Source organism: Achromobacter deleyi, from assembly GCF_902859705.1.
GTDB classification, from domain to species: domain Bacteria; phylum Pseudomonadota; class Gammaproteobacteria; order Burkholderiales; family Burkholderiaceae_B; genus Achromobacter; species Achromobacter deleyi.
This window is the reverse complement of sequence record NZ_CADIJO010000008.1, coordinates 183,316-206,267: the sequence shown is the minus strand read 5'-3', so window position 1 is coordinate 206,267 and position 22,952 is coordinate 183,316. Positions and strand designations below refer to the sequence as shown.

Below are 22,952 nucleotides of genomic sequence, written 5' to 3'. Positions count from 1 at the left end.
CGGACGGCGGCGCCTCAGGGCGCCGCGCGCGGCAGTTCGATGCGCACGCTGAGCCCGCGGGGCGCGGCGTTGCGCGCCGAGATGCGGCCCTTGTGCGCGGCCAGCGCGGCGCGCGCGATGCTCAGGCCCAGGCCCGCGCCGCCTTTGGGGGCGGCCGGGCCTGACTGGCTTTGGTAGAAAGGTTCGAACAGGTAGGCCAGTTCTTTTTCCGGCACGCCGGGGCCGCTGTCTTCGATTTCCAGGCAGGCCTCGCCGGCATCGGCCAGGAGGCGCACCTGGATGCTGCCGCCCGCCGGGGTGAAGCGCAGCGCATTGCGCAGCACGTTTTCGATGGCGCTGGCCAGGCTGTCGCGGTCGGCGGTGACCCAGAGCGGCGCCGGGCGCGTCCAGGTGATGCCCAGCTTGCGGTCGCCGGCCTCGAAACGGGCATCCTGCACCACGTCATCCACCACGTCGGCCAGGTCCAGCGTATCGGTGGGCGAGGGCAGCGCGCCCATGCGGGCCAGCCGCAGGGTGCTGCCCACCAGCGCATCCAGCCGTTCGCATTCACGTTCGATGCGGTCCAGCTGCAAGTCCTGGCGTTCGTCCTTGCGGCGCGCCAGTTCCACGCCCAGGCGCAGGCGCGCCAGCGGCGAGCGCAGTTCGTGGGCGATATGGCGCAGCAGTTGTTCGCGCGTATCCACCAGCGCTTGCAGACGGTGGGCCATGGCGTCGAAATCACGTGCCAGCAGGCCCAGTTCGTCCTTGCGTTGCGAGAGCCTGGCGGGCGTGCGGGTATCCAGGCGGCCGGCTGACAGCGTGCGCGCGGCCAGGCGCAACTGGCCCAGCGGCGCGGCCACGTGCCGGGTCAGCGCCCAGCAAAAAGGCGCGGTTACGGCCAGCGCAAACAGCAGCAGCGCCAGCGTCACCGGGGTCAGGCCCAGCACTTCCCAATGCGAAGAGTCATAGGGCAGGAACAGCATCAGCAGTTCGGTGCGGTCCGGCAGCACGAGCAACTGCGGGTCCCACCACGAGACGCGCAGGACGGACGGATCGGCCGGGGTGTCCAGCGCCGCGATCAGGCTGGCTTCGTGCGAACCGCGAAAGGCGGTCAGCCAGTCGTGCAGGCGGGTGGGCAGGCGCCGTCCGAGAATGTCCTGGTCTTGCGCATCGACCACGTAGATCTTCAGCGCCGAATAGCGGCTGTCCATTGCTTCGAGCCAGCGGCGCAGGCCATCGGCGCCTTCCGCACGGGCGATCTGGGCGGCGTCGCGGGTCAGGTTGCCGGGGTTTAGGCCGTCCAGCGAATCGACGCGGTACCAGGCCACGGCCGCGGTCAGCATCATGCCGCAGACCATGATGACGGCCATGGCGCCCCAGAAGGTCAGGAAGGCGCGCCAGAAGAGGGAACGGACGGGCAGCCAGGCCATTCAGGCCGAGCCTGCCAGCACATAGCCCAGGCCGCGCAGGTTGCGGATGGCAGGGGCGTCGTCGGCGTGATCCAGCCGCAGCTTCTTGCGCAGGCTGCTGATGTGGGTGTCGATGCTGCGGTCATAGCGGTCGGCCGTGCGGCCCAGCGCGTACAGGCTGATCTGCTCGCGCGGCACCACCTGGCCGGGGGCGCGCATCAACACTTCCAGGATGCGTTGTTCGGCACCGGTCAGCAGCACTTCCTGGGTGCCCAGCCGCGCGCGGCCGCTGGCGGCATCCAGCGAGAGCGTGCCGACGTTCAATTCGGCCGCGGGCGCCTCGGGCGTTTCCTCGAAACGGCGCAGCACCGCGCAGATGCGCGCCTTGAGCTCGCGCGGGCTGAAGGGCTTGGCCAGGTAGTCGTCGGCGCCCAGTTCCAGCCCCAGCACGCGGTCGGTTTCGCCGCCGTGCGCGGTGAACATGATGACCGGGCGGCGCGAGCTTTGGCGCAGGCGCCGCAGCAGATCCAGGCCATTGCCGTCGGGCAGCATGAGGTCGAGCAGGATCAGGTCATAGCCGTCCTGCAAGGCCAGGGGCAGGCCCTGGGCGCTGCTGTGCGCCAGCGTCAGGTCGACGTGGTGAGGGTCGAGATACTCGCGCAGCATCAATGCCAGGTCGACGTCGTCGTCGATCAACAGGATGCGGCGCGTCACCATTTGGGTAGGAATGGACATGCGCTTGGGTTCTGTTGCCGCCGGCAGCATAGCGGGTGTGTGGCTGCCGAAGTGTCAAGAAGTGCGAAGAAGATAAAAGTTGAGGAAAGCGTGTTGCAGCGTTCCAGACCCCTCAATTCTAATATGAGAATAGTTTTCATTAAAAATACGAAGCGGACGGCGACGCTGTGCACGGGGCGCGGCAACTGTCCGGGACGGGAGAGTCTGAAACATGAGCAGCATCGATCTGGCCGCGCGGCGCGCATTCGGCCCGCGTACCCGCCTGACCGTCGCCTTGTGCGCAGCGGGCCTGGGCATGGGCCAATCGGCCTGGGCGCAATCGGCGGATTCGGCCGCGCCCAAGGTCATGGACACCGTGGTGGTGACGGCCAGCGGTTACGAACAGCAGATCCAGGACGCGCCGGCGTCCATCAGCGTGATCACGCGCCAGGACCTGGAAAAGAAGTTCTACCGCGACGTCACCGATGCGCTGGTCGAGGTGCCCGGCGTGGTGGTGACCGGCGGCGGCGACCGCCAGGACATCAGCCTGCGCGGCATGGGTCCGAAGTACACGCTGATTCTCATCGACGGCAAGCGCCAGAACTCCCGCGAAACCCGCACCAACTCGGATTCGAGCGGCGTGGAAGGCGGCTGGACCCCGCCGATCTCGGCGATCGAACGCATTGAAGTGGTGCGCGGCCCGATGTCGTCGCTGTATGGGTCGGACGCCATGGGCGGGGTGATCAACATCATCACCCGCAAGGTGCCCAGCGAGTGGGGCGGTGAAATCCGCATGGACTCCACCATCCAGGAAAGCAGCAAGTCGGGCGACATCTACCAGGGCAACTTCTACCTGGCCGGTCCGATCAAGAACGACCTGCTGGGCCTGCAGATCTATGGCCAGGCGACCCAGCGCGACGAAGACAGGATCGTCGATGGCTACCGCAAGCGCAACGCCACCAACATCACCGCCAAGCTGGCGCTGACGCCGAACCGCGACCACGACATCGTGCTGGAAGCCACGTCCAGCCGCCAGAAGTACGAGAACACCCTGGGCAAGACCGTGGCGCCGTTGCCGCCGGGGCAGGCTTGCGCGCGCACGGGTTGCCCGGCGTCGTCCGAGACCGATTACCGCAGCAGCAAGTGGGCGTTGTCGCACACCGGCCGCTGGGGCTGGGCGGTGTCCGACAGCTATGTGCAGCAGGAAGAGTTCGACAACCGTTCGCGCCAGATGAAGATCAAGAACCTGGACCTGCAGACCAGCTGGTCGCTGCCGCTGGGTTCGCACATGCTGACGCTGGGCGGCAGCTACCTGTCGCAGCGCCTGACCGACCAGACCGGCAACCAGCTGGCCGGCGGGCCCAGCAAGGTGGACCGCTACCAGTGGGCCGTGTTCGCCGAAGACGAATGGCGCCTGACCGACAGCTTCGCGCTGACCGGCGGCCTGCGCATGGACCAGGACGAGAACTTCGGCAGCCACTTCAGCCCGCGCCTGTACGGCGTGTGGCACATGGCTGAACGCTGGACCCTGAAGGGCGGCGTATCCACCGGGTTCCGCGCACCGGATCTGCGCCAGACGGTGGCCGGCTGGGGCCAGGTCAGCCGCGGCGGCAACATGTACGGCAACCCGGACCTGACGCCGGAAAAGTCGGTGACCGAGGAAATCGGCCTGCTGTATGACGACGGCGAAGGCTTCAATGCCGGGCTGACGCTGTTCAACAACAACTTCAAGGACAAGATCACCCGCGTGGCGTGCCCGCTGTCGCAGTGCACCGAGGGGCCGAACCAGTTCGGTGCCAACCCCACGACCTATATGAACGTGGACAAGGCGGTGTCGCGCGGCGTGGAAGCCAGCATGAAGCTGCCGCTGGCGCGTGACTGGTCCGTGACCAGCAGCTACACGTTCACCAAGTCCGAGCAGAAGTCAGGCCAGTACGCCGGCCAGCCGCTGAACCAGCTGCCCAAGCACCTGTTCACCACCACGGTGAACTGGCAGGCGTCGGACGCCCTGGAAGCCTGGGCCCGCGTCAACTACCGCGGCAAGGAAAGCCAGCCGATCACCGGCCCGTCGTCGTCGTCGCTGGTAGCGCCGTCCTACACCTTCATGGACCTGGGCGGATCGTACGCGGTCAACAAGAAGGTGTCGGTGTACGCCGGCATCTACAACCTGTTCGACAAGCAGGTCGGCTATGACGACTACGGCTACGTGGAAGACGGCCGCCGCTACTGGCTGGGCGTGGGCGTGAAGTTCTAAGCCCTCGGGGAGGGGCAACATCAGCGCGCACCGCCGCCAGGCCGTGCGCGCGCAACATTCAGAGGCAATGACGATGATCAAGCAAGCACAAGCAGGACAAGCCGGCCGTTGGCTGGCGCGCTTTGGCGCCGCCCTGGCGCTGGGCGCAGCCAGCGCGGTATGCGCGGCCCAGACCGTGCCGGTCAAGCACGCGCGCGGTGAAACCGCCGTGCCGCAGAATCCCGCCAAGACGGTGGTGCTGGACCTGGCGGTGCTGGACACCTTGCACGCGCTGGGCGTGGACGTGACGGGCGTGCCCACGGCCGCCAAGCTGCCGCCGCAATTGAGCCAGTACGCCGACAAGCGCTACCTGAAGGTCGGCAGCATGTTCGAGCCGAACTACGAAGTGATCCACGCGGCCGCGCCGCAGGTCATCTTCGTGGCCGGGCGCTCGGCGCCCAAGTACGACGAACTGGCCAAGCTGGCGCCCACGGTCGACCTGACGGCCGACGCCAAGGACCTGGTGGGCAGCGTGGTGCGCAATACCGAGACGCTGGCCGCGATCTACGGCAAGCAGGCGCTGGCCAAGGAAAAGCTGGACGCGCTGCGCGCCTCGATCTCGGCGCTGCACGGCAAGGCCGCCAACGCCGGCACGGGCCTGATCGTGCTGACCACGGGCGGCAAGATGAGCGCCTACGGCCCGGGCTCGCGCTTTGGCGTGATCCACGATGCCTTCGGCATTACGCCCGCCGCCAAGGACCTGAGCGTGTCGAACCACGGCCAGGCGATCTCGTTCGAGTTCATCGCCCAGACCGATCCGGACTGGCTGTTCGTGATCGACCGCGACGCGGCCATCGGGCGCGAAGGCACGTCGGCCCAGCGCATGCTGGACAACGACCTGATCCGCCCGACCAAGGCCTGGAAGCAGCAGCGCGTGGTCTACCTGAATGGCTACAACTGGTACCTGCTGGGCAGCGCGGGCCTGACGGCGATGCAACAGAACGTGGACGATATCGCCCGCGCGCTGTCGGCGGCGAAGTAAACGCATGGTGCGCAACACGGGGTCGGGCAGGTGAAGGCTGGCGGGGCCATCAAGGGCTGGGCGGGGCTGGCGGCGTTGCTGCTGTTGCTGCTGGGGCTGTGTGCGGCCAGCATCAGCCTGGGCGCCGGTTCGTTTTCGTTCGCCGCGCTGACCGGCGGGCCGGACGCCGAGCGCGCCTGGCGCCTGCTGCTGGTCAGCCGCGTGCCGCGCACGCTGGCCCTGCTGCTGGCCGGCATGTCGCTGGCGGTGGCCGGGTTGATCATGCAGATGCTGGTGCGCAACCGCTATGTGGAGCCGACCACGGCCGGCACCGTCGAGTCGGCCACGCTGGGCATCCTGGTGGTGACCCTGCTGGCGCCGGACACGCCGGTCATCGGCAAGATGCTGACGGCCACCGGATTCGCGCTGGCCGGCACGCTGCTGTTCCTGGCGCTGCTGCGGCGCGTGCCGCTGCGCACGCCGTTCATCGTGCCGCTGATCGGCCTGATCCTGGGCGGCGTGATCCATGCGGTGACCACCTTCGTGGCCTACCGCTATGACCTGCTGCAATCGCTGCATGCCTGGACCACCGGCGATTTTTCCGGCGTGCTGCGCGGCCGCTATGAATTGCTGTGGATCGGCTTCGGCCTGGCCGCGGCGGCCTACCTGGCCGCCGACCGCTACACGGTGGCCGGCATGGGCCGCGAGTTTGCCGCCAACCTGGGCCTGAACCACGCGCGCCTGACGCTGATGGGCTTGCTCATCGTGTCGGCGATTTCTGCCGTGGTGGTGGTGACGGCGGGCGGCATTCCCTTCCTGGGCCTGATTGTGCCCAACGCGGTGAGCCTGCTGCTGGGCGACAACATGCGGCGGTCGATTCCGTGGGTGGCGGTGCTGGGCGGCGTGTTCGTGCTGGCCTGCGACATCATCGGCCGGCTGGTGATCCACCCGTATGAAATTCCGTTGGGCACGGTGGTGGGCGTGGTGGGCAGCATTCTGTTCCTGTGCCTGTTGCGCAGCCGCAGGGGGCGTCGTGGCTGACACTGTGCTTCGGACCGCTTTGCGTGCCGTGACCCCGCGTTCGCCCCAGGCGTGGCGCCTGGCTCTGCTGGCCGTGGCGGCCTTGCTGTGCGTGGCCGGCTTCATGACGCTGGGCGCCAACGGCCAGTGGTCGTTCGTGATTCCGTTTCGCGGCGGCAAGCTGGCGGCGATGCTGCTGGTGGCCTACGCGGTGGCGGTGTCGTCGGTGCTGTTCCAGACCATCACGCACAACCGCATCCTGACGCCTGCCATCATGGGCTTCGATTCGCTGTACCTGCTGATCCAGGCGGTGGTGGTGTTCGGCTTTGGCCAGATGGCCGGCGCGGTGAATCATCCCGTGGCGGCCTTCGCGCTGGAAGTGTGCGCCATGACCGCGTTCGCCTGCCTGCTGTTTCGCTGGCTGTTCACCGACGCGGTGCGCAGCCTGCACCTGATGATGCTGGTGGGCATCGTGTTCGGCCTGCTGTTTCGCAGCCTGTCCAGCTTCGTGGTGCGCCTGATCGACCCCAATGAATTCCTGGTGCTGCAAGACCGCATGTTCGCCAATTTCAATTCGGTGCGCACGGGCCTGTTGCCGTTCGCCCTGGCGGCCGTGGCGGCGGCGACGCTGCTGGTCTGGCGCATGCGGCGCCGCTACGACGTGCTGGCGCTGGGCCGAGAGATTGCGCTGAACCTGGGCGTGGACTACCGCCGCACGCTGCTGTTGACGCTGGCCGCGATTGCCGTGCTGGTGTCGGTATCGACGGCATTGGTGGGGCCGGTGACATTCTTCGGCCTGCTGGTCAGCAACCTGGCCTATCAGGCCATGGGGTCGGACAAGCATCGCTACACCGTGCCGGCCGCGGTGCTGCTGAGCGTGATCTTCCTGGTGGGCGGCCAGACGTTGCTGGAACGGGTGCTGGGCCTGAGCACGACCGTCAGCGTGGTGATTGAATTCGTGGGCGGAGTGATGTTCCTGGCCCTGATCTTGCGCAGGGGACGCCAATGATCGATATCCAGCAAGTCAGCAAGCAATACGACGACACCGTGGTGGTGGACCAGGTGACGCTGGCGCTGCCGGCCGGCGGCGTGACCGCCATCATCGGCCCGAACGGCGCGGGCAAATCGACCTTGCTGTCGATGATCAGCCGCTTGTTGCCGATGTCTGCCGGGCAGATCCAGGTCGATGGCCTGGACGTCACCCGCACCGACAGCCGCGAACTGGCGCGGCGCCTGTCCATCCTGCGGCAGGACAACCACTTGCCGCTGCGGCTGACGGTGCGTGACCTGGTGGCGTTCGGGCGCTATCCGCACACGGGCGGGCGCCTGACGCTGGACGACAAGGCGCACATCGACCGCGCCATCGACTACCTTGATCTGGGTCCGCTGGCGGATCGCTATCTGGACCAGCTGTCGGGCGGCCAGCGCCAGCGCGCCTTCGTGGCGATGGTGCTGTGCCAGGACACCCGCTACGTGCTGCTGGACGAACCGCTGAACAGCCTGGACATGAAGCACGCCGTCGCCATGATGGGCACGCTGCGGCGCGCGGCCGACGAGCTGGGCAAGACCGTGGTGCTGGTGCTGCACGACATCAATTTCGCCTCGGCCTACGCGGACCGCATCGTGGCGATGAAGGCGGGCAGGGTGGCGCACTACGGACCGCCAGCCGAACTGATCCGGTCCGAGGTGCTGGGCGCCTTGTATGAACTGCCGATCGACGTGCACGAGATCGGCGGCAAGCGCATCTGCGTGTATTACCGCTGAACGGTCGTCATGGCGGCGGCCTGTGCATGCGCCGCCGCCATGACGCCGCGGCTTAGTGGGTCAGGTCCACCGCGTAGCGCGAGAGCTGCGTCACCGGGTCAGGCGTGGCGTCGTAGACCGACACGTTGCTGACGCCGTGCGCGTTGGCCAGCCCCAGCGTGCCGGGCACCGACGAGAACACCACGGGGCCGGCCAGCGCGGCCAGCGGCTTGAAGCCCCAGCTGCGGGCCAGGCCGTAGGTGGCCAGGTCCAGCACGGGATGCTTCTTGATGTAGCTGATCAGCACGTCACGGCTGGCGTCCGGCGCTTGCAGCACGATGTCGCCCTTGCCGCCTGCCAGGCCCGGGAAGTCGCCGCCACCGCTGGCGCGGTAGTTGTTGGTGACGACAAGGAACTGCGCCGCCAGGTCCAGCGGCGCGCCCTGATACGTCAACCCCGTGATGCGCGAACCTTTGGGTTGCGTCACATCGATCTGGTAGCGCAGCGCGTTGCCTTCGGCGTACAGCACGTCGAAATTGAAGGTCGGGAAACTGGTGTCGACCAGATCCTGCGGCGCGACCTGGGCGGGGTCGATTCGCTTGAACTGTTCGGCGGTCTTCTCCAGCCACTGGCGCACGATGTCGCCGCTGACCCGCACCACCTGCAAGGTGTTGGGATACAGGTACAGGTCGGCGGCGTTGTTGATGGCGATGTTGCCTTGCTGCACGAAGGTGAAGTCACCCGGCCCGTTGCGTCCACCCTTGAACGGCGCGGCCGCCGACAGGATCGGCAGGGCGCCATAGGCGGGGTTGTTGCGGGCGATGTAGTCCTTCAGGTAGTCGATCTGCGCCATGTTCACGACTTGCAGCGCCGACACGTCGCCTGTCAGCGCGTAGTAGGTGGCCATGTCGAACTGGCTCTGGCCGATGGGCGTCTTGACGTAGGCGATGGTGGCCGCGTGTTCCGCCTGCACCAGTTGCTGCGTGGCGCTGTCGGACTCGACGTAGGTGGCCGGGGTGTTGCCGCTTTGCGCGGTCAGGCGCGTGGAAATGCGCTGCACCTGGGTGGCGTCCTTCTGCACCTTCCAGCCCTTGTCATAGGCCAGCTTCAGCTTGATCTGGCCCAGGTTGTTGCCCCATTGGCCGGCCTGCACCGCCGGCACGCCGTTGATCAGGCCTTTTTCCAGGTCGATGCCCGGCTGCCCCGCGAATTGCGACTTGGGATTGGTGTCGGGAAACAGCAGATGCTGGTGGCCCGTGATCAGGGCGTCGATGCCCGCGACCTGGCTCAGGTAGCCGGCGCCGTTTTCCATCGACGGGCTGTAGGGCGTGGTCATGTCGATGCCGCCGTGCGCCAGCGCCACGATCAGGTCGGCTCCAGCGGCCCGCATTTCCGGCACGTAGCGCGCGGCCGTTTCCTTCCAGCCGGCGACGGTGACGTGGCCTTCGAGGTTGGCCTTGTCCCATTGCATGATGGGCGGCGGCGCAAAGCCGATCACGCCCACCTTGAGCGACACGTCGATGCTCTTGCCGGCGGGGTCGGTGGCCTTGAAGGTCTTGGTCAGCAGCGTCCAGGGCTTGAAGATCGGTTGCTGCGTGGCGGCCGACACGACGTTGGCCGACACGAACGGGAAGCCCGGCGCGGCGCATTCCTTGGCGCCGCCCGGGTTGGTCTGGGCGGTGCCCTTGGTGATGCCTGCCAGGCCGAAGTCGACGTTGGTGACCTGCGACAGGAAGGGCAGGCCGTAGTTGAATTCGTGGTTGCCCATCGTGGCCGCGTCGTAGGCCAGGAGCTTCATCTGCTTGTAGATGGCCAGCATGCCCGAGCACTGCACGGGCGCGACCAGCGCCTGGTAGTCGGACAGGGCGGTGCCCTGGATGGTGTCGCCGTTGTCGAACAGCAACGTGTTCGGATTCTGCTTGCGGGCGTTGGCGATCAGCGTCGCGGTGCGGTCCACGCCGTAGCTCTTGTCTTCGGCCAGCTTGTAGTAGTCGTAGCCCAGCACGTTGGCGTGCAGGTCGGTGGTGCCCAGGATGGCCACGTCCAGCGTTGCGCCCTGGGGCACGGAGACCGCGGGCGGGGTGGCGTCGTCGTCATCGTCGTCACTGCCGCCACAGGCGGCCAGGCCGGCCAGCAGCGTGGCGCTGGCGGTCAGTGCAAAGATCCTTCGGATGGGGTGCTTCACCGTCGTTCCTTTTGTGTCGGGAGAAGCAAAATTCTGGGGACAGGGTGTGACCCGGGCATGACATTCAGCCCGCCGACAGCGTCGCGCCCGCGTGCCATGCACAAGCTGAAAAGCATCTGAATTAGACGGGCGTCTTATTTATCGTGGCCTGCCGGCAACGAAACGATAAAACGATTGCGACCGATTCTCATTGTCAAGAGAATGGCGAATCCTTCGATTTCAAACGACTTCAGAAAGACCTCGCTGGCCATGCACGCCCCTCGCTCCCTCTCTGCCGCCTTGCTTGCCCTGGCGCCCCTGGCCGCCTCGGCCCCCGCCCACGGCCAAAGCGCCGCACCCACCGCCACCTTGCCCGCCATCAGCGTCACGGGGCAGGCGGACCCCGAACAGAGCTACAACCCGCCGGCATCCACCAGCGCCACCAAGATCGACGCGCCGCTGCGCGACATTCCGCAGACGGTGAACGTGGTGCCGGCGCAGGTGCTGCGCGACCAGCATGCGATGTCGGTGCAGGACGCCCTGAAGAACGTGCCGGGCGTCAGCTTTTCCACCGGCGACGGCCAGCGCGACCAAGTGTCGATTCGCGGTTTCACCGCCATCGCCGACCAGTTCGTCGACGGTTTTCGCGACGACGCGCTGTACTACCGTGACCTGTCCAACGTCGAGCGCATCGACGTGATCAAGGGCCCCGCGGCGGTGCTGTACGGCCGCGGCTCGTCGGGCGGCCTGATCAACCGCGTCACCAAGAAGCCGGGCGAAGACATCTCGCAGGTGGGCCTGAGCTATGGCTCGTGGAACGACCGCCGGCTGGACGTGGACCTGGGCCGTTCCAACGAAAGCGGCAGCATGTCGTGGCGCCTGACCGGCGCCGTGGAAAAGGGCGACAGCTATCGCGACAAGCAGTTCATCGACCGCAAGGCCATCGCGCCGTCGGCCCAGTTCAAGTTGGGCGAAAGCACCACCTACCTGATCCAGACCGAATTCCTGGAAGACCGCCGCCTGACCGACTTCGGCATTCCGGCCTATCACGGCCGCCCGGTGGACGTGGACCCGTCCACCTACTACGGCGCCGAGAACGCCCGCGATACCGACTACACCCAGACCCGGGTGCAGTCGTACGCCGGCACGCTGACGCACCGCTTCAACGACAACTGGTCGTTGCGCAACGCCACCCGCTACTACCACTACACGCTGAACCGCAACAACACGCTGCCGGGCACGGTCAACGAGGCGGCGCAGACGGTGTCGCTGACCCACGGCAACGTGCTGCGCGACGAACACGGCTGGACCAACCAGACCGAGCTGATGCAGCGCGTGCAGTGGGGCTCGGTGCGCCACGACATTCTGTACGGCGTCGAAGTGGGCCAGCAGAACAAGGACCTGGTGAACTATTCGGCCGCCAACGTCGCCACGGTGAACCTGTTCGACCCGCAATTGCCCACCTTGCAGCGCCAGGTGAAGGGCGCGCCGGGGTCCGACAGCCTGGGCCGTTTCAACACGCTGGGCCTGTACGTGCAGGACATGGTGTCGCTGGGTGAATACTGGAAGGTGCTGGGCGGCGTGCGCCACGACCGCTTCGAGCAGAAGACCGAAGACCGCCGCACGGGCCAGAACCTGTCGCGCACCGACTCGAACCTGAGCCCGCGCCTGGGCCTGGTGTTCCAGCCGGACACGGTGCAGTCCTACTACGTGTCGTGGAGCCGTTCGTACCAGCCGTCGGGCGAAGCCTTTGCGCTGGCCGCCAACAACGTCGACCTGGCGCCGGAAAAGACCACCAACTATGAAGTCGGCGCCAAGTACGACTTCCTGGATGGCAAGCTGTCGACCACCGTGTCCGTGTTCCGCCTGGAGCGTACCGACATCAAGGTCACCAATCCCGTGACCAACACGCTGGTGCCGGTGGGCACGCAGCGCACCGATGGCGCCGAATGGACGCTGTCGGGCGACTTGTCCAACGGCTGGCGCGCGATGCTGGGCTACGCCTACCTGGATGCCCGCGTGACGCAGTCGGTGGCCCGTGACGCCGGCAAGGATGTCGAAGGCAAGCGCGCTACGCTGACGCCGCGCCATGCCGGCAACGTCTGGGTCACCAAGGACCTGGGCGATGGCTTTGGCGTGGGCGCCGGCTTGAACCTGGTGGGTGGGCGTTTCGCCAATCCGGGCAATACGGTCAAGCTGCCGGGCTACGTCACCGCGGACGCGGCGGCATGGTGGCGCCAGGGGCCGTATTCGGTGCAGCTGAATATGTACAACCTGTTTGACGCCGGCTATATCGTGTCGGCGCATGGCAGCAGCCCAAACCTGAACATGCCCGGCGCACCGCGCAATGCGATGCTGAGCTTGCAGTACCGGATGTAGGAAGGGCTACAGCGCCTGCATGATCGCCTGTCGGTCATGCGGGCGTTTGTGTCGTCTGGGTGCCGTCTGCGGCGGGCTGGGCAATGGCGTGGGCAGGCTGCCGTTGGCGCCTTAGCGCAGCGGCGATTCCCGCGTCAGGCTGTCCGTTTCCAGGGCTGCCAGCGCATCCAGGAACCGCCACGCGAACGACCCCGGGCCGTCAGCCAGCGCTCCGGCACGGCGGCCGGCGATGCCGAAGCAGGACAGCGCCGCCACGGCCGCCGTATAGGCGTCTTTTTTCGATACCGCCACGAACGCGCCGACTACCGCCGTCAGCGCGCACCCCGTGGCGGTGACCTGCGGCATCAACGGCGAGCCTCCGGTGACGCGCACTTCCCGCGTGCCATCCGTCACGAAATCCACTTCTCCCGTCACCGCCACCACGGTCTGTTGCGCCCGCGCCAGGTCGCGCGCCGCTTGCTCGGCCAGCTGCACCGGGTCGCGCGCGTCCACGCCCTTGCTGGCGCTTTGGCCGCCGGCCAGCGCGATGATTTCCGACGCATTGCCGCGGATCACCGCCGGGCGCAGGGCCAGCAGCCGCTGCACCGCGTCGCGGCGAAACGCCGTGGCATGGTGGGCCACCGGGTCCAGCACCCAGGGCGTGCCGGCATCCGAGGCCGCCGCCGCGGTCTTGAGCATGCTTTCCAGCCAGGGGGCCGACAGGGTGCCGATATTGATCACGACCGCGCCGCTGATGCGGGCGAATTCCGGGGCTTCTTCCACCGCATGCACCATCGCGGGCGAAGCGCCGATGGCCAAGAGCGTGTTGGCCGCCGTGTTCATGGACACGAAGTTGGTCAGGCACTGCACCAGCGGCGCGTCGCGTCGCACGGCGGCGTAGAGGTCTTGCGAGGCCTGGGCCAATAGGGAAGGGGTCGATTGCGTCATGCCGGCGGGTCCTTGCGTAAGAGAAGGACTGGGCAGGAAGGGCGGGGATGCGTCGCGCCGGGCTTCGGGCGCGCTTGCGGGGCCGCACCATCCCTACGCCAGTATTGTCTGGATCAGGTTCAACGGGTCTACGCGCCGCTGGGGTTGGCGTTTGGACGCCGGCCCCGCTATCGGATTCTCAGCTTCTTGCCGAAGCTCCCCGGGTGGATGGGGGTATGTTCGGAGGGGGCGGGGGGATTGTCAAGGGTGGCGCACTCGGATTGCCGTCACAGGGGCCAGGGAACCGGGGCGGCCAGATTCTTGCGGGCGATCCTCATGGCCAAAGTCGTGCACTGGCGGCATTCAGGGCCGCGCTGGCGACCTACGCTGGTTCGTTTCAGGAGACGGACATCAACGGTCGGCTGTTTTGCCTGGCTTTCGTGGCCGGGGCGGGAGGGGTGCAGCTGCTGCCTGCGCTGCCTGGCGTGGCGGCGTATGCGGCGGCGGCGGGGGCTTGCATCGTGGCGCTGGTGGCCTGGCGGCGTTGGCCGGGGCGCGCCATCGGGCTTTGCTCGGCCGCGTCTGTCGGCCTGTGCCTGGGCGCCCTCAACGCCGCCGCGCAAGCGCAACTGCGGCTGGACGACGCACTGGCCGACGAACACCAGAACGAGGTCGCGCGGCTGGTGCTGCGGGTGGCGGAACTGCCCGATGGCGATGCGCGCGGGCAGCGCTTTGTGGGCGAGCAGGTGGCGCCCGCGCGTGCCGGCATGCCGTCCCGCATCCTGGTGTCGTGGCTGTCGCCGCCCGGTGGGCAGGCGAACCAACCCTTGCTGATGCCCGGCCAGGTATGGCGCATGGCGCTGGTGCTGCGCCGGCCCAGCGGCTTGCTCAACCCCGACGCGCCCGACAGCGAAGCGCGGATGTTCGCGCGCGGCTTGCGGGCGACGGGCACCGTGCGGGGGCAACCCCGCTTGCTGGACGATCAACCTTGGGCCTCGCCGGGCATCGCCATTGAACGCGCCCGCCATCAGGTGCGGCAGGGCCTGCGACTAGCGCTGGGCGAACACCGCTACGCGCCGGTGCTGATCGCGTTGGCGATCGGCGACCAGGCCGGCGTGGCGCGCGAGGATTGGCGCCTTTTCAACCGCAGCGGCATCACGCATCTGGTGTCGATCAGCGGCATGCATGTCACGTCCATTGCCGGCATCGCGGGGCTGCTGCTGGCCGCGTGGTGGCGGCGCGCGCGGTGGCGCGGGACGGGCTTGGCGGAATTCATTCCGTCGCGCATCGCGGGCGGCGCTGCGGCGGCGGTGGTGGCCTTGTTCTATTGCCTGATCGCGGGATGGGGCGTGCCGGCGCGGCGCACGTTCTTCATGTTGTCGGTGGTGCTGGCCGCGGCGGTGTCGCGGCTGAGGATGTCTGCCGGGCGCATCCTGGCCTGCGCGGCTGCCGCGGTGGTGGCGCTGGACCCGTGGGCGCCGATGTCGGTGGGGTTCTGGCTGTCGTTCGGCGCGGTGGCGATTCTGCTGCGCATTGCCGATGCGCCGCGCGATGCGGACGCGGGCTGGCGCAAGCGTTGGGCCACGACGCTGGGGCAGGCGACGCGCTTGCAGCTGGTGGTGACGCTGGGCTTGACGCCGCTGTTGGCGTATCTGGTCCACCAGGTGTCGCTGGGTTCGCCGTTGGCCAATGCGGTGGCGATTCCCGTGGTGACGTTTTTCGTGACGCCGCTGGCGCTGCTGTGTGCGGCCTTGTCGGTGACGCCGGGGTTGGCGGCTGCCGCGGCGCTGGCGGGCCAGGCGGGGCTGTACGGGTTCGACCTGATGATGGTCGTGGTGGCGTGGGTGGGCAACGCGCGCTGGGCCAGTTTTTCGGTGGCGGCGGCGCCGTGGCCCTGGCTGGCGTTGGCGGTGGCGGGCATGGTCTGGGCGTTGCAGGCGCCGGGCTGGCCGGCGCGGCGGCTGGGGTGGCTGTGCATGGCGCCGCTGTTGTGCTGGCGGCCGGATCGGCCCGAGCCGGGGTATTGGCGCATGAGCGCGATGGATATCGGGCAGGGCAGCGCGATTCTGGTGCAGACGGCCAGTCAGGCGCTGCTGTTCGATGCCGGGCCGCGCAGTTTCAGCGGCAGTGATGCGGGCGAACGGGTGATCGCGCCGTTTCTGCAGGCGCGCGGCATAGGTGAACTGGATGTGCTGGTGCTGTCGCACGCAGACACGGACCATGTGGGTGGCACGCGGTCGGTGCTGGCGGCGGTGCCGGTGGCGCGCAGCTATGCGTCCTTTGACCTGGCGGCGTTTCTGCGGCGCGATGCGCGCTTGTGGCCGGATGGTGCTGGCTTACCGACGCCGCAGCCGGGCGAGGTACTGGGCTGCGCGCGTGATGTGCGCTGGGAGGTCGATGGCGTCACGTTCACCTTCCTGCACCCGGCGGGCGGCACCAGCGGGCGGGTCGAGGATCGCAATGCCGATAGCTGCGTGCTGCGTGTCGAGGGCTTCGAGCACGCGCTGTTGCTGACGGGCGATATCGGCGTGGCGCAGGAAAGGGAACTAGCGGCGCGCGGCCTGGCCCCGGCGGATATCGTCATGGCGCCGCACCATGGTTCGGCGTCGTCGTCCAGCCGGGAACTGGTTGCGGCGTCCGGCGCGGCGCATGTGATTGCGCAGGCGGGGTATCTGAATCGATTCAGGCATCCGGCTCGGGCGGTGGAACTGCGCTGGACGCGTGCGGGGGCGGTGTTCTGGCGCAGCGATCGGGATGGCGCGGTGATGGCGCGATCCCGGGCGGGGGCGTTGGATGTGTGGGCGCAGCGGGATGTGGGGCGGCGTTACTGGCATGGCCGTTGATGCGGGGTTCGAATCTGCTGTCCGATGTTCTGCCCCAATGCATCGGCCCCAGATGCATCAACCCCAATGCATTAACCCCGCTGCATCAGCCATCCCCGCATCAACGCCGATCCACAATCACCGTATCCCGAATCGCCCGGAACGTCGCCAATGCATCGGGCATGGCATCGCGCGTGGTGGCGCAGGCCAGGCGGATGCGGCCTTCGGGGCGGACCCAGTCGGCGATGTACTGGCGGGCGTCTTCATGGCCCGGACCGACCCCCGGCGCAACGATGTAGTCGATACCGCGCCGGCCGGGCTGGTCGAAGACGTCGAGTTGTTCGATGGTGCCGCGCAGCTTGCGCTGCTGGATTGTCGCGGCGGCGACCAGGGAGTCATAGGCCTGCGCGCCTTGGGGGGCTTTGGTTTTGGCGGCGTCGGCCGCCGTGGCCGTGAATCCTGCCCGGCACAGGAATTTGGCGCCGGGCGCCACGGGCGGAAAACTCTCGGGGGCGGAAATCTCGATCAGGGCGTCGTAGCGGCCCGACTCACGCGCCGCACCGATCTGAAATGGGGCGGATACGGTTGCCCCAAAGCCGGTGGCCAGGTCGACGTAGCGCCTGGGCGCGGCGGCCGGGGGCGTGGGATCGGCGTCTTCCATCTGGAAGCGCACCGGCAAGGTGAGCGAGGTTTTCTCTTCCGTCATGTCCGCGGAAAACACGGGCAGGGGCGCGGCGCGGCGGACCATGGCGATGGTGGCCTTGTCGACCGCTTCGTAGCCTGACGAGCGCGCGATGGTGACGTCGTAGATGGCGCCGTTGCGCAGTACCGTGATGTTCAACGACAGCGCCAGGCTGCCGCTGATGTGCTCGGCTTCGCGCGGGAAATCCAGGCGGGAGATCAAGCGCCGCTGCACCGCTTTGCTCCATTCGGCCTGGTTGGCAGGCGCGGCCGCCAGGGTCGGGGCAGGGTGGGCCAGTGTGACGGCAAGGATCATGGCAACGCGGGATGCGAGGGACCGCCAGCGCATAGAGAGTTCTCCGGGTGGGGGTGGGCGATGCTGCCCGAGCGTTGTTGCGAGCATACCCGAGGGGCCGCGGCAGGCTGCGCCAGTGCGAAGGCGCCACCGCTTGCGAGCATGCAGGTTGTGCCACCGCTTTGCGCGCATGCGGGTTGCGCCACCGCTTGCGTAAACACCTACGCAAACGCCGCCTGCACCGCCGCGAACGCCGCCGCCACCAAGGGGTCTTCGCGTCGCGACGCCAGGGTGATGAAGGCCAGTTCCGCCTGGATCGCCAGGCCCGGCGCCAGCACCAGGCCATGCGCTTGCGATTCGCGCAGCGCGATGGAGTCCCGCGCCAGCGTCAGGCCGACGCCCGAACGCACCAGGTCCAGCATCGAGGCTTCCTGGTCGACTTCGGCAACCGTATTGGGCGTGACGTCCAGTTCGCCAAATTTTCCGGCCAACAGGCGATGGTGCACGGAGTCGGGCGGCGTCCAGATCCACGGCAAGGCGGCGATTTCACGCCAACCGCGCCCGGCCACCTGCGCGCCCCAGCCCTTGGGCGCCACGACGTAATACGAGAACGCCGCCAGCGGCAGCGCGTGCAGGGCCGGTTGGCCGCGGGTATCTTCTTGCGGCCCCAGGAAAAAGCCCACGTCCAGCTCACCCGTGCGCACCTGTCGCCCAACGGAACCGGACATGCCGTGGCGCAGGGTGGGGCGGATCTTCGGATAGTGTTCGACCAGGTATTGCAGCGTGGCGCCCAGGCGCAGGAATTCGGGGTCCAGGATGGTGCCCAGGCGCAGTTCGCCCTGCACCGTCGTGCGCAGCGCGCCGATGGCGCGTTCGAAGTCGTCCAGCGCGTCCAGCACGCGCTGGGCCGAAGGCAGCAGCGCGCGGCCGTCGGCATTGGGCGCCAGGCCCTGGGCGGTGCGGGTGAACAGCGGCAGGTCAAGCGCTTCCTGGAAGCTCTTGAGCTGCAGGCTCAGCGCGGGTTGGGTCAGGTGCAGGTGTTCGGCCGCGCGGGTCAGGTTGCCCACGCGCGCCACGGCGGCGAAGGTGCGGATGTGCTTGAAGTCCATGGGGCGAGTCCGGCGGCGATGCCCAAGCGGGGCGATACCCATTATTAAAGAGACTTATAAAGCGCTTTTCAACAATTCATTGGACAGCCCCCGCGGGCTGCGCGACAGTGGCGCAGCCACTACACACCTAAAAGAAGAAGCGCCAATGGAGACATACGACTACATCATCGTGGGGGCGGGGTCGGCCGGCTGCGTGCTGGCCAACCGGCTGAGCCGGGACCCGGCCACGCGCGTGCTGCTGCTGGAAGCCGGCGGCCGCGACAACTACCACTGGATCCACATTCCGGTCGGCTACCTGTACTGCATCGGCAACCCCCGCACCGACTGGATGTACCGCACCGGCGCCGAGCCGGGCCTGGGCGGGCGGTCGCTGATCTATCCGCGCGGTCGGGTGCTGGGCGGGTGCTCGTCGATCAACGGCATGATCTACATGCGCGGCCAGCGGCAGGACTACGACGAGTGGGCCGATATCGCGGGCGATCCGTCATGGCGTTGGGACGAAGTGCTGCCGGTATTCAAGCGCAGCGAAGACCACTACCGCGGCGCGGACGATTGCCATGGCGCGGGCGGCGAATGGCGGGTCGAGGCGCAGCGCCTGCGCTGGGACATCCTGGATGCGTTTGCCGACGCGGCCCAGCAGGAAGGCATTCCGCGGGTGCAGGATTTCAACCGCGGCGACAATTTCGGTGTGGGCTATTTCGACGTGAACCAGCGCCGCGGCTGGCGCTGGAATACGGCCAAGGCGTTCTTGCGGCCGGTGCGCCAGCGCCCTAATCTGCATGTGATGACGGGCGCGCACGCCGAGCAACTGCTGTTCGAGGGTACGCGCTGCGTGGGCGTGAAACTGCGGCGTGAAGGCCAATCCATCAGCGTGCGCGCCACGCGGGAAGTGGTGCTGGCGGCCGGCGCGGTGAATACGCCGCAGTTGCTGGAATTGTCGGGCATTGGCGAACCGGCGCGCCTGCGCGAAAGCGGCATCACGCTGCGCCACGCCTTGCCGGGCGTGGGCGAGAACCTGCAAGACCACTTGCAGTTGCGCGTCATCCTGAAGGTGCGGGGCGTGAAGACGCTGAACCGCATTGCATCGACCTGGTGGGGCAAGGCGGGCATCGGCCTGGAATACCTGCTGAACCGCAGCGGGCCGATGAGCATGGCGCCATCGCAGTTGGGGGCGTTTGCCAAGTCGGACCCGGGCCAGGCACGCGCCAACGTGGAATTTCATGTGCAGCCCTTGTCGCTGGGCGCTTTCGGCGAACCGTTGCACGGCTTCGATGCATTTACGGCCAGTGTCTGCAACCTGCGGCCGGTGTCGCGCGGGAGCGTGCATGCGCAGGGGCCCGACGGCGCGCAGCCGCCGGTGATCACGCCGAACTACCTGCGCGAGGAACAGGACCTGAAGGTGGCGGCGGATGCCATTCGCCTGGTGCGCCGGATCAGCGCGGCGCCCGCGTTGCAACGCTATCAACCCGAGGAATGGCTGCCCGGCCCGTCGTACCAGACCGAGGCCGAACTGCGCGAAGCCGCCGGCAAGATCGGCACGACGATCTTTCACCCGGTAGGCACCTGCGCCATGGGCCGCAAGGCGGACGATGGCGCCGTGGTGGATGCGCGGCTGCGGGTGCATGGCTTGCAGGGCCTGCGCGTGGCGGATGCGTCGATCATGCCGACCATCACGTCGGGCAACACCAATTCGCCGACCATCATGATTGCCGAACGGGCCGCGCAGATGATCGCGGAAGATGCCGCCGCATAGCCAGGCGGCGTAACCGGAACGCTTGCGCGGTTCGGCCCGCGCAAGCGCCGCCGGGGCGACAGACTCAACGCAACGACCGGTACATTTCCTGGCGTTGCGGATGCGTCAGGATCACCTGCCACAACTGCCCTTCGCGCGACCGGAAAAAGCCCGCGCAACACATCAGGTAGTACTGCCACATGCGGTAAAAGCGCGTGCCGTAGCGTTCCTGCAGTTGCGGCCATGCACGTTGGAAGCGGTCCCACCAGGCCATCAGCGTGCGGTCGTAGTCGGCGCCGAAGTTGTGCCAGTCTTCGACGATGAAACGGCCTTCGACGGCGGTGGCGATCTCGCGCGCCGACGGCAGCTTGCCGTTGGGGAAGACGTAGCGGTCGATCCAGGGGTCGGTGCTCTGGCTGGTCGAGGCGATGCCGATGGTGTGCAAGAGGAAGATGCCGCCGGGCGCCATCAGCCGCTGCACGTTCGTGAAGTAGGTGTCGTAGTTCTTGGGCCCGACGTGTTCGAACATGCCCACCGACACGACCTTGTCGAAGCTGCCTTGCAGGTCGCGGTAGTCTTGCAGCAACAGTTCCACCGGCAGGCCTTGCACGCGTTCCTGGGCCAGCGCCAGCTGTTCCTTGGACACGGTCACGCCGGTGACCTTGACGCCGTAGCGTTCGGCGGCGAACTTGGCCAGGCCGCCCCAGCCGCAGCCGATGTCCAGCAGCGTTTCGCCGGGCTTGAGCTGCAGCTTGCGGCAGATCATGTCCAGTTTGGCTTCCTGCGCGTCTTCCAGCGTTTCGGCGTTTTCCCAGAAGGCGCAGGAATAGATCATGCGGCTGTCGAGCATGGCTTCGAAGACGTCGTTGCCGGCGTCGTAGTGCTGCTCGCCCACTTCGAAGGCGCGGCTCTTGGATTGCAGGTTGAACAGTTTGTGGCGCAGGTGTTCGGCGATGAGCTTGACGCGGGCCAGGCCGAGCGCGGCGGACCCCATGTCGGCGCGCAAGAGGCGGGTGAACAGCTCGTCGAGCTGTTCGCAGTCCCATTCGCCGTCCATGTACGACTCGCCCAGGCCCAGCGACCAGCTGGCGAAGACCCGTTCGTACATGTGCTTGTCATGAACCTGGATGTCCCAGGGACGCGTCCCGTTGATCTGGACGTCCGCTCGCCCCAGCAGGTCTTGCAATACCTTGGGCGGCTCAGGCGGGGCGGTTTCGGTGTGTTGAGTGCTTAGCTGAGATGACGGACTGCTTTGTTGCATAGTGACTCCAAATCAATTCGGGAATGACTGATGTGGCAATGCTCGAAGCGCATAACTCTCGCCGGACCGGCGCCGGGAATCCAATTTAATGATTGAATCGTGCCGATAGGCAATCTAATTTCAGCGGGCCGTCAGCGCCGCGGACTCGCGGTCGCCGAACCGGGACCCGCCAATCTTAACCAACGTATGCTGCTGCGCAAGGCCCAGACGCATCCTGCCAGCAACAAGGCGGCGGCACCGATAAAAACCATGGAGGCGATGGTGTCGTTCAAGGCGATGGCGGCGTCGTAGCGGTGGCGCGACAGATAGTCCAGCAGGCCGAACAGCGCCAGCGCCAGGATCACCAGCAACCAGGGTTTGCGCGGCAGCGGGGGCAGGGCGGGATGCCGCGCCTTGAACGCGCGGATGCTGCGCCGCAACCACCACAGCGCCGCCACGGCGGGGATGGCCAGGGCGTAGCGGGCGATGGTCACGACGCCGAAGATGTCGCCGTCGGCCGTCAGGGCCAGCAGCCAGGGCGGCAGCAGGATCAGCGCCAGCAGCCAGGCCAGCAGCAGTTGCCGGCGGGTGCCCGGGCGGGCCAGTTTTCCTGCGACAAGGCCCAGCACCAGCACGCCGAACAGCACGGCGATGAAGATCAGGGCCGGGGCGACATAGTCGCCATTGAGCATGTATCCGCCGGGCATGGCGCGAGGGTTCCTGAAGACTGGATTAGGGTAACGGCGCCATTCTAGGCCAGGGCGGCAAGGCGCCGGGGGGGGCTCCTGGTTTGCTCCTGGCTTACGCCTGCCTTGCCCCGGATTCAGGCGTTTCAATGACACAGAAATCGCCATGCGCGCCGCTACACTGGCAGGCTTGCCGGCAGGCTCGATTTGCCCGCCGCGTTCATGTCAGTCCTGTTTCAAGGAGATCGCCCCATGGCCACGCGCATCCACCTGTTCGGCGCCTCCGGCAGCGGCACCACCACGCTGGGGGCGGCCCTGGGCGAGCGGCTGGGCATCCCGCACCTGGAAGCCGACGACTATTACTGGCTGCCGACCGATCCGCCCTTTACCGACAAATACCCCAAGGCCGAGCGGTGGCGCCGCATCCGCGAGCGCTTGCAGGGGCACGACGACTGGGTGCTGAGTGGCGGCTCGGTCTACAACTGGGGCACGGGCCTGATTCCGGAATTCACGCTGGCGGTGTTCCTGCGCCTGCCGCCGGATGAGCGCATGGCGCGTTTGCGCCGACGCGAGGCCGAGCGCTATGGCGCACAGCTGGGCAGCGATGCGGCCATCCAGGAAAAAAGCCGCAAGTTCCTGGCCTGGGCGGCCAGCTACGACACGGCGACCGAGGGCACCCGCACGCCCGGCCAGCACCGGCAGTGGATCAGCACGCTGCATTGCCCGGTCCTGACGCTGGATTCGCGCGCCAGCGTGGCGGACCTGGCGGATCAGGTGCTGGCGACGATCCGATAAGATACCGGCCATGCGCGGCGCCGC

Annotated in this window: 17 protein-coding genes and 1 riboswitch; of the genes, 9 read left to right on the top strand and 8 right to left on the bottom strand. The window is 67.5% G+C overall.

Annotation, left to right across the window (positions count from 1 at the left end; translation table 11 throughout):
* Positions 1 to 14: 14 nt before the first annotated feature.
* Positions 15 to 1,409, bottom strand: coding sequence for an ATP-binding protein (locus tag HV798_RS14355; protein WP_175192071.1), 1,395 nt, complete (start codon positions 1,407 to 1,409; stop codon positions 15 to 17).
* A complete protein-coding gene (locus HV798_RS14350; protein WP_175192226.1) occupies positions 1,410 to 2,105 on the bottom strand; it encodes a response regulator transcription factor in 696 nt (231 codons plus the stop codon).
* Positions 2,106 to 2,334: 229 nt separating this feature from the next.
* Between HV798_RS14350 and HV798_RS14345 the strand changes: the two genes are divergently transcribed.
* From HV798_RS14345 to HV798_RS14325, 5 genes are all read left to right on the top strand, one after another.
* Positions 2,335 to 4,356 carry a ligand-gated channel protein gene (locus HV798_RS14345; RefSeq protein WP_175192072.1) on the top strand — a complete coding sequence of 674 codons (2,022 nt, stop codon included), beginning with the start codon at positions 2,335 to 2,337 and terminating at the stop codon, positions 4,354 to 4,356.
* A 67-nt stretch (positions 4,357 to 4,423) separates the two neighbouring features.
* Positions 4,424 to 5,377, top strand: a complete 954-nt coding sequence (locus HV798_RS14340) for a siderophore ABC transporter substrate-binding protein (protein WP_175192073.1) — start codon at positions 4,424 to 4,426, stop codon at positions 5,375 to 5,377.
* A gap of 30 nt (positions 5,378 to 5,407) precedes the next feature.
* Positions 5,408 to 6,397: an ABC transporter permease gene (locus tag HV798_RS14335; protein WP_175192074.1), complete on the top strand. Its 990-nt coding sequence runs from the start codon at positions 5,408 to 5,410 to the stop codon at positions 6,395 to 6,397.
* 28 nt (positions 6,398 to 6,425) lie between these two features.
* Positions 6,426 to 7,385: an iron chelate uptake ABC transporter family permease subunit gene (locus HV798_RS14330; RefSeq protein WP_484456032.1), complete on the top strand. Its 960-nt coding sequence runs from the start codon at positions 6,426 to 6,428 to the stop codon at positions 7,383 to 7,385.
* Positions 7,382 to 8,140, top strand: a complete 759-nt coding sequence (locus HV798_RS14325; protein WP_175192076.1) for an iron ABC transporter ATP-binding protein — start codon at positions 7,382 to 7,384, stop codon at positions 8,138 to 8,140. Before HV798_RS14330 ends, HV798_RS14325 begins: the two co-directional genes overlap by 4 nt.
* Positions 8,141 to 8,192: 52 nt before the next feature.
* Here HV798_RS14325 and HV798_RS14320 read toward each other — a convergent pair whose 3' ends face one another.
* Entirely contained in the window at positions 8,193 to 10,304 is a 2,112-nt protein-coding gene (locus tag HV798_RS14320; protein ID WP_175192077.1) for a 5'-nucleotidase C-terminal domain-containing protein, read from the bottom strand.
* Positions 10,305 to 10,553: 249 nt separating this feature from the next.
* Here HV798_RS14320 and HV798_RS14315 point away from each other — a divergent pair, with 249 nt between their 5' ends.
* Positions 10,554 to 12,662, top strand: a complete 2,109-nt coding sequence (locus tag HV798_RS14315) for a TonB-dependent receptor (RefSeq protein ID WP_025136034.1) — start codon at positions 10,554 to 10,556, stop codon at positions 12,660 to 12,662.
* A gap of 111 nt (positions 12,663 to 12,773) precedes the next feature.
* Here HV798_RS14315 and thiM read toward each other — a convergent pair whose 3' ends face one another.
* Positions 12,774 to 13,589 carry a hydroxyethylthiazole kinase gene (gene thiM / locus HV798_RS14310; RefSeq protein ID WP_175192078.1) on the bottom strand — a complete coding sequence of 272 codons (816 nt, stop codon included), beginning with the start codon at positions 13,587 to 13,589 and terminating at the stop codon, positions 12,774 to 12,776.
* Between the two features lie 72 nt (positions 13,590 to 13,661).
* A riboswitch (TPP riboswitch) is annotated at positions 13,662 to 13,801 on the bottom strand.
* Positions 13,802 to 14,035: 234 nt separating this feature from the next.
* Between thiM and HV798_RS14305 the strand changes: the two genes are divergently transcribed.
* On the top strand, positions 14,036 to 16,411 hold the full coding sequence (locus tag HV798_RS14305; protein ID WP_246288813.1) for a DNA internalization-related competence protein ComEC/Rec2: 2,376 nt from the start codon (positions 14,036 to 14,038) through the stop codon (positions 16,409 to 16,411).
* A 100-nt stretch (positions 16,412 to 16,511) separates the two neighbouring features.
* Here the strand turns inward: HV798_RS14305 and HV798_RS14300 are convergent, their stop codons facing one another.
* On the bottom strand, positions 16,512 to 17,387 hold the full coding sequence (locus tag HV798_RS14300) for an energy transducer TonB (protein WP_175192080.1): 876 nt from the start codon (positions 17,385 to 17,387) through the stop codon (positions 16,512 to 16,514).
* Positions 17,388 to 17,587: 200 nt separating this feature from the next.
* A complete protein-coding gene (locus HV798_RS14295) occupies positions 17,588 to 18,475 on the bottom strand; it encodes a LysR family transcriptional regulator (RefSeq protein WP_025136041.1) in 888 nt (295 codons plus the stop codon).
* A gap of 145 nt (positions 18,476 to 18,620) precedes the next feature.
* Here HV798_RS14295 and HV798_RS14290 point away from each other — a divergent pair, with 145 nt between their 5' ends.
* Complete coding sequence (locus tag HV798_RS14290; RefSeq protein WP_175192081.1) at positions 18,621 to 20,228, top strand: GMC family oxidoreductase; 1,608 nt, start codon at positions 18,621 to 18,623, stop codon at positions 20,226 to 20,228.
* 64 nt (positions 20,229 to 20,292) lie between these two features.
* Here the strand turns inward: HV798_RS14290 and cfa are convergent, their stop codons facing one another.
* Entirely contained in the window at positions 20,293 to 21,468 is a 1,176-nt protein-coding gene (gene cfa, locus HV798_RS14285; RefSeq protein ID WP_175192082.1) for a cyclopropane fatty acyl phospholipid synthase, read from the bottom strand.
* A 131-nt stretch (positions 21,469 to 21,599) separates the two neighbouring features.
* Entirely contained in the window at positions 21,600 to 22,154 is a 555-nt protein-coding gene (locus HV798_RS14280) for a hypothetical protein (protein WP_175192083.1), read from the bottom strand.
* 231 nt (positions 22,155 to 22,385) lie between these two features.
* Between HV798_RS14280 and HV798_RS14275 the strand changes: the two genes are divergently transcribed.
* Entirely contained in the window at positions 22,386 to 22,928 is a 543-nt protein-coding gene (locus HV798_RS14275) for an AAA family ATPase (RefSeq protein ID WP_175192084.1), read from the top strand.
* Positions 22,929 to 22,952: the final 24 nt, after the last annotated feature.

Bases quoted from the DNA above. Each gene is read 5' to 3' on its own strand.
- HV798_RS14300 (WP_175192080.1), bottom strand. From the start codon at position 17,387: ATGATCCTTGCCGTCACACTGGCCCACCCTGCCCCGACCCTGGCGGCC.
- thiM (WP_175192078.1), bottom strand. From the start codon at position 13,589: ATGACGCAATCGACCCCTTCCCTATTGGCCCAGGCCTCGCAAGACCTC.
- HV798_RS14350 (WP_175192226.1), bottom strand. From the start codon at position 2,105: ATGGTGACGCGCCGCATCCTGTTGATCGACGACGACGTCGACCTGGCA.
- HV798_RS14275 (WP_175192084.1), top strand. From the start codon at position 22,386: ATGGCCACGCGCATCCACCTGTTCGGCGCCTCCGGCAGCGGCACCACC.
- HV798_RS14315 (WP_025136034.1), top strand. From the start codon at position 10,554: ATGCACGCCCCTCGCTCCCTCTCTGCCGCCTTGCTTGCCCTGGCGCCC.
- HV798_RS14295 (WP_025136041.1), bottom strand. From the start codon at position 18,475: ATGGACTTCAAGCACATCCGCACCTTCGCCGCCGTGGCGCGCGTGGGC.
- cfa (WP_175192082.1), bottom strand. From the start codon at position 21,468: ATGCAACAAAGCAGTCCGTCATCTCAGCTAAGCACTCAACACACCGAA.
- HV798_RS14290 (WP_175192081.1), top strand. From the start codon at position 18,621: ATGGAGACATACGACTACATCATCGTGGGGGCGGGGTCGGCCGGCTGC.
- HV798_RS14325 (WP_175192076.1), top strand. From the start codon at position 7,382: ATGATCGATATCCAGCAAGTCAGCAAGCAATACGACGACACCGTGGTG.
- HV798_RS14355 (WP_175192071.1), bottom strand. From the start codon at position 1,409: ATGGCCTGGCTGCCCGTCCGTTCCCTCTTCTGGCGCGCCTTCCTGACC.
- HV798_RS14280 (WP_175192083.1), bottom strand. From the start codon at position 22,154: ATGCCCGGCGGATACATGCTCAATGGCGACTATGTCGCCCCGGCCCTG.
- HV798_RS14340 (WP_175192073.1), top strand. From the start codon at position 4,424: ATGACGATGATCAAGCAAGCACAAGCAGGACAAGCCGGCCGTTGGCTG.
- HV798_RS14345 (WP_175192072.1), top strand. From the start codon at position 2,335: ATGAGCAGCATCGATCTGGCCGCGCGGCGCGCATTCGGCCCGCGTACC.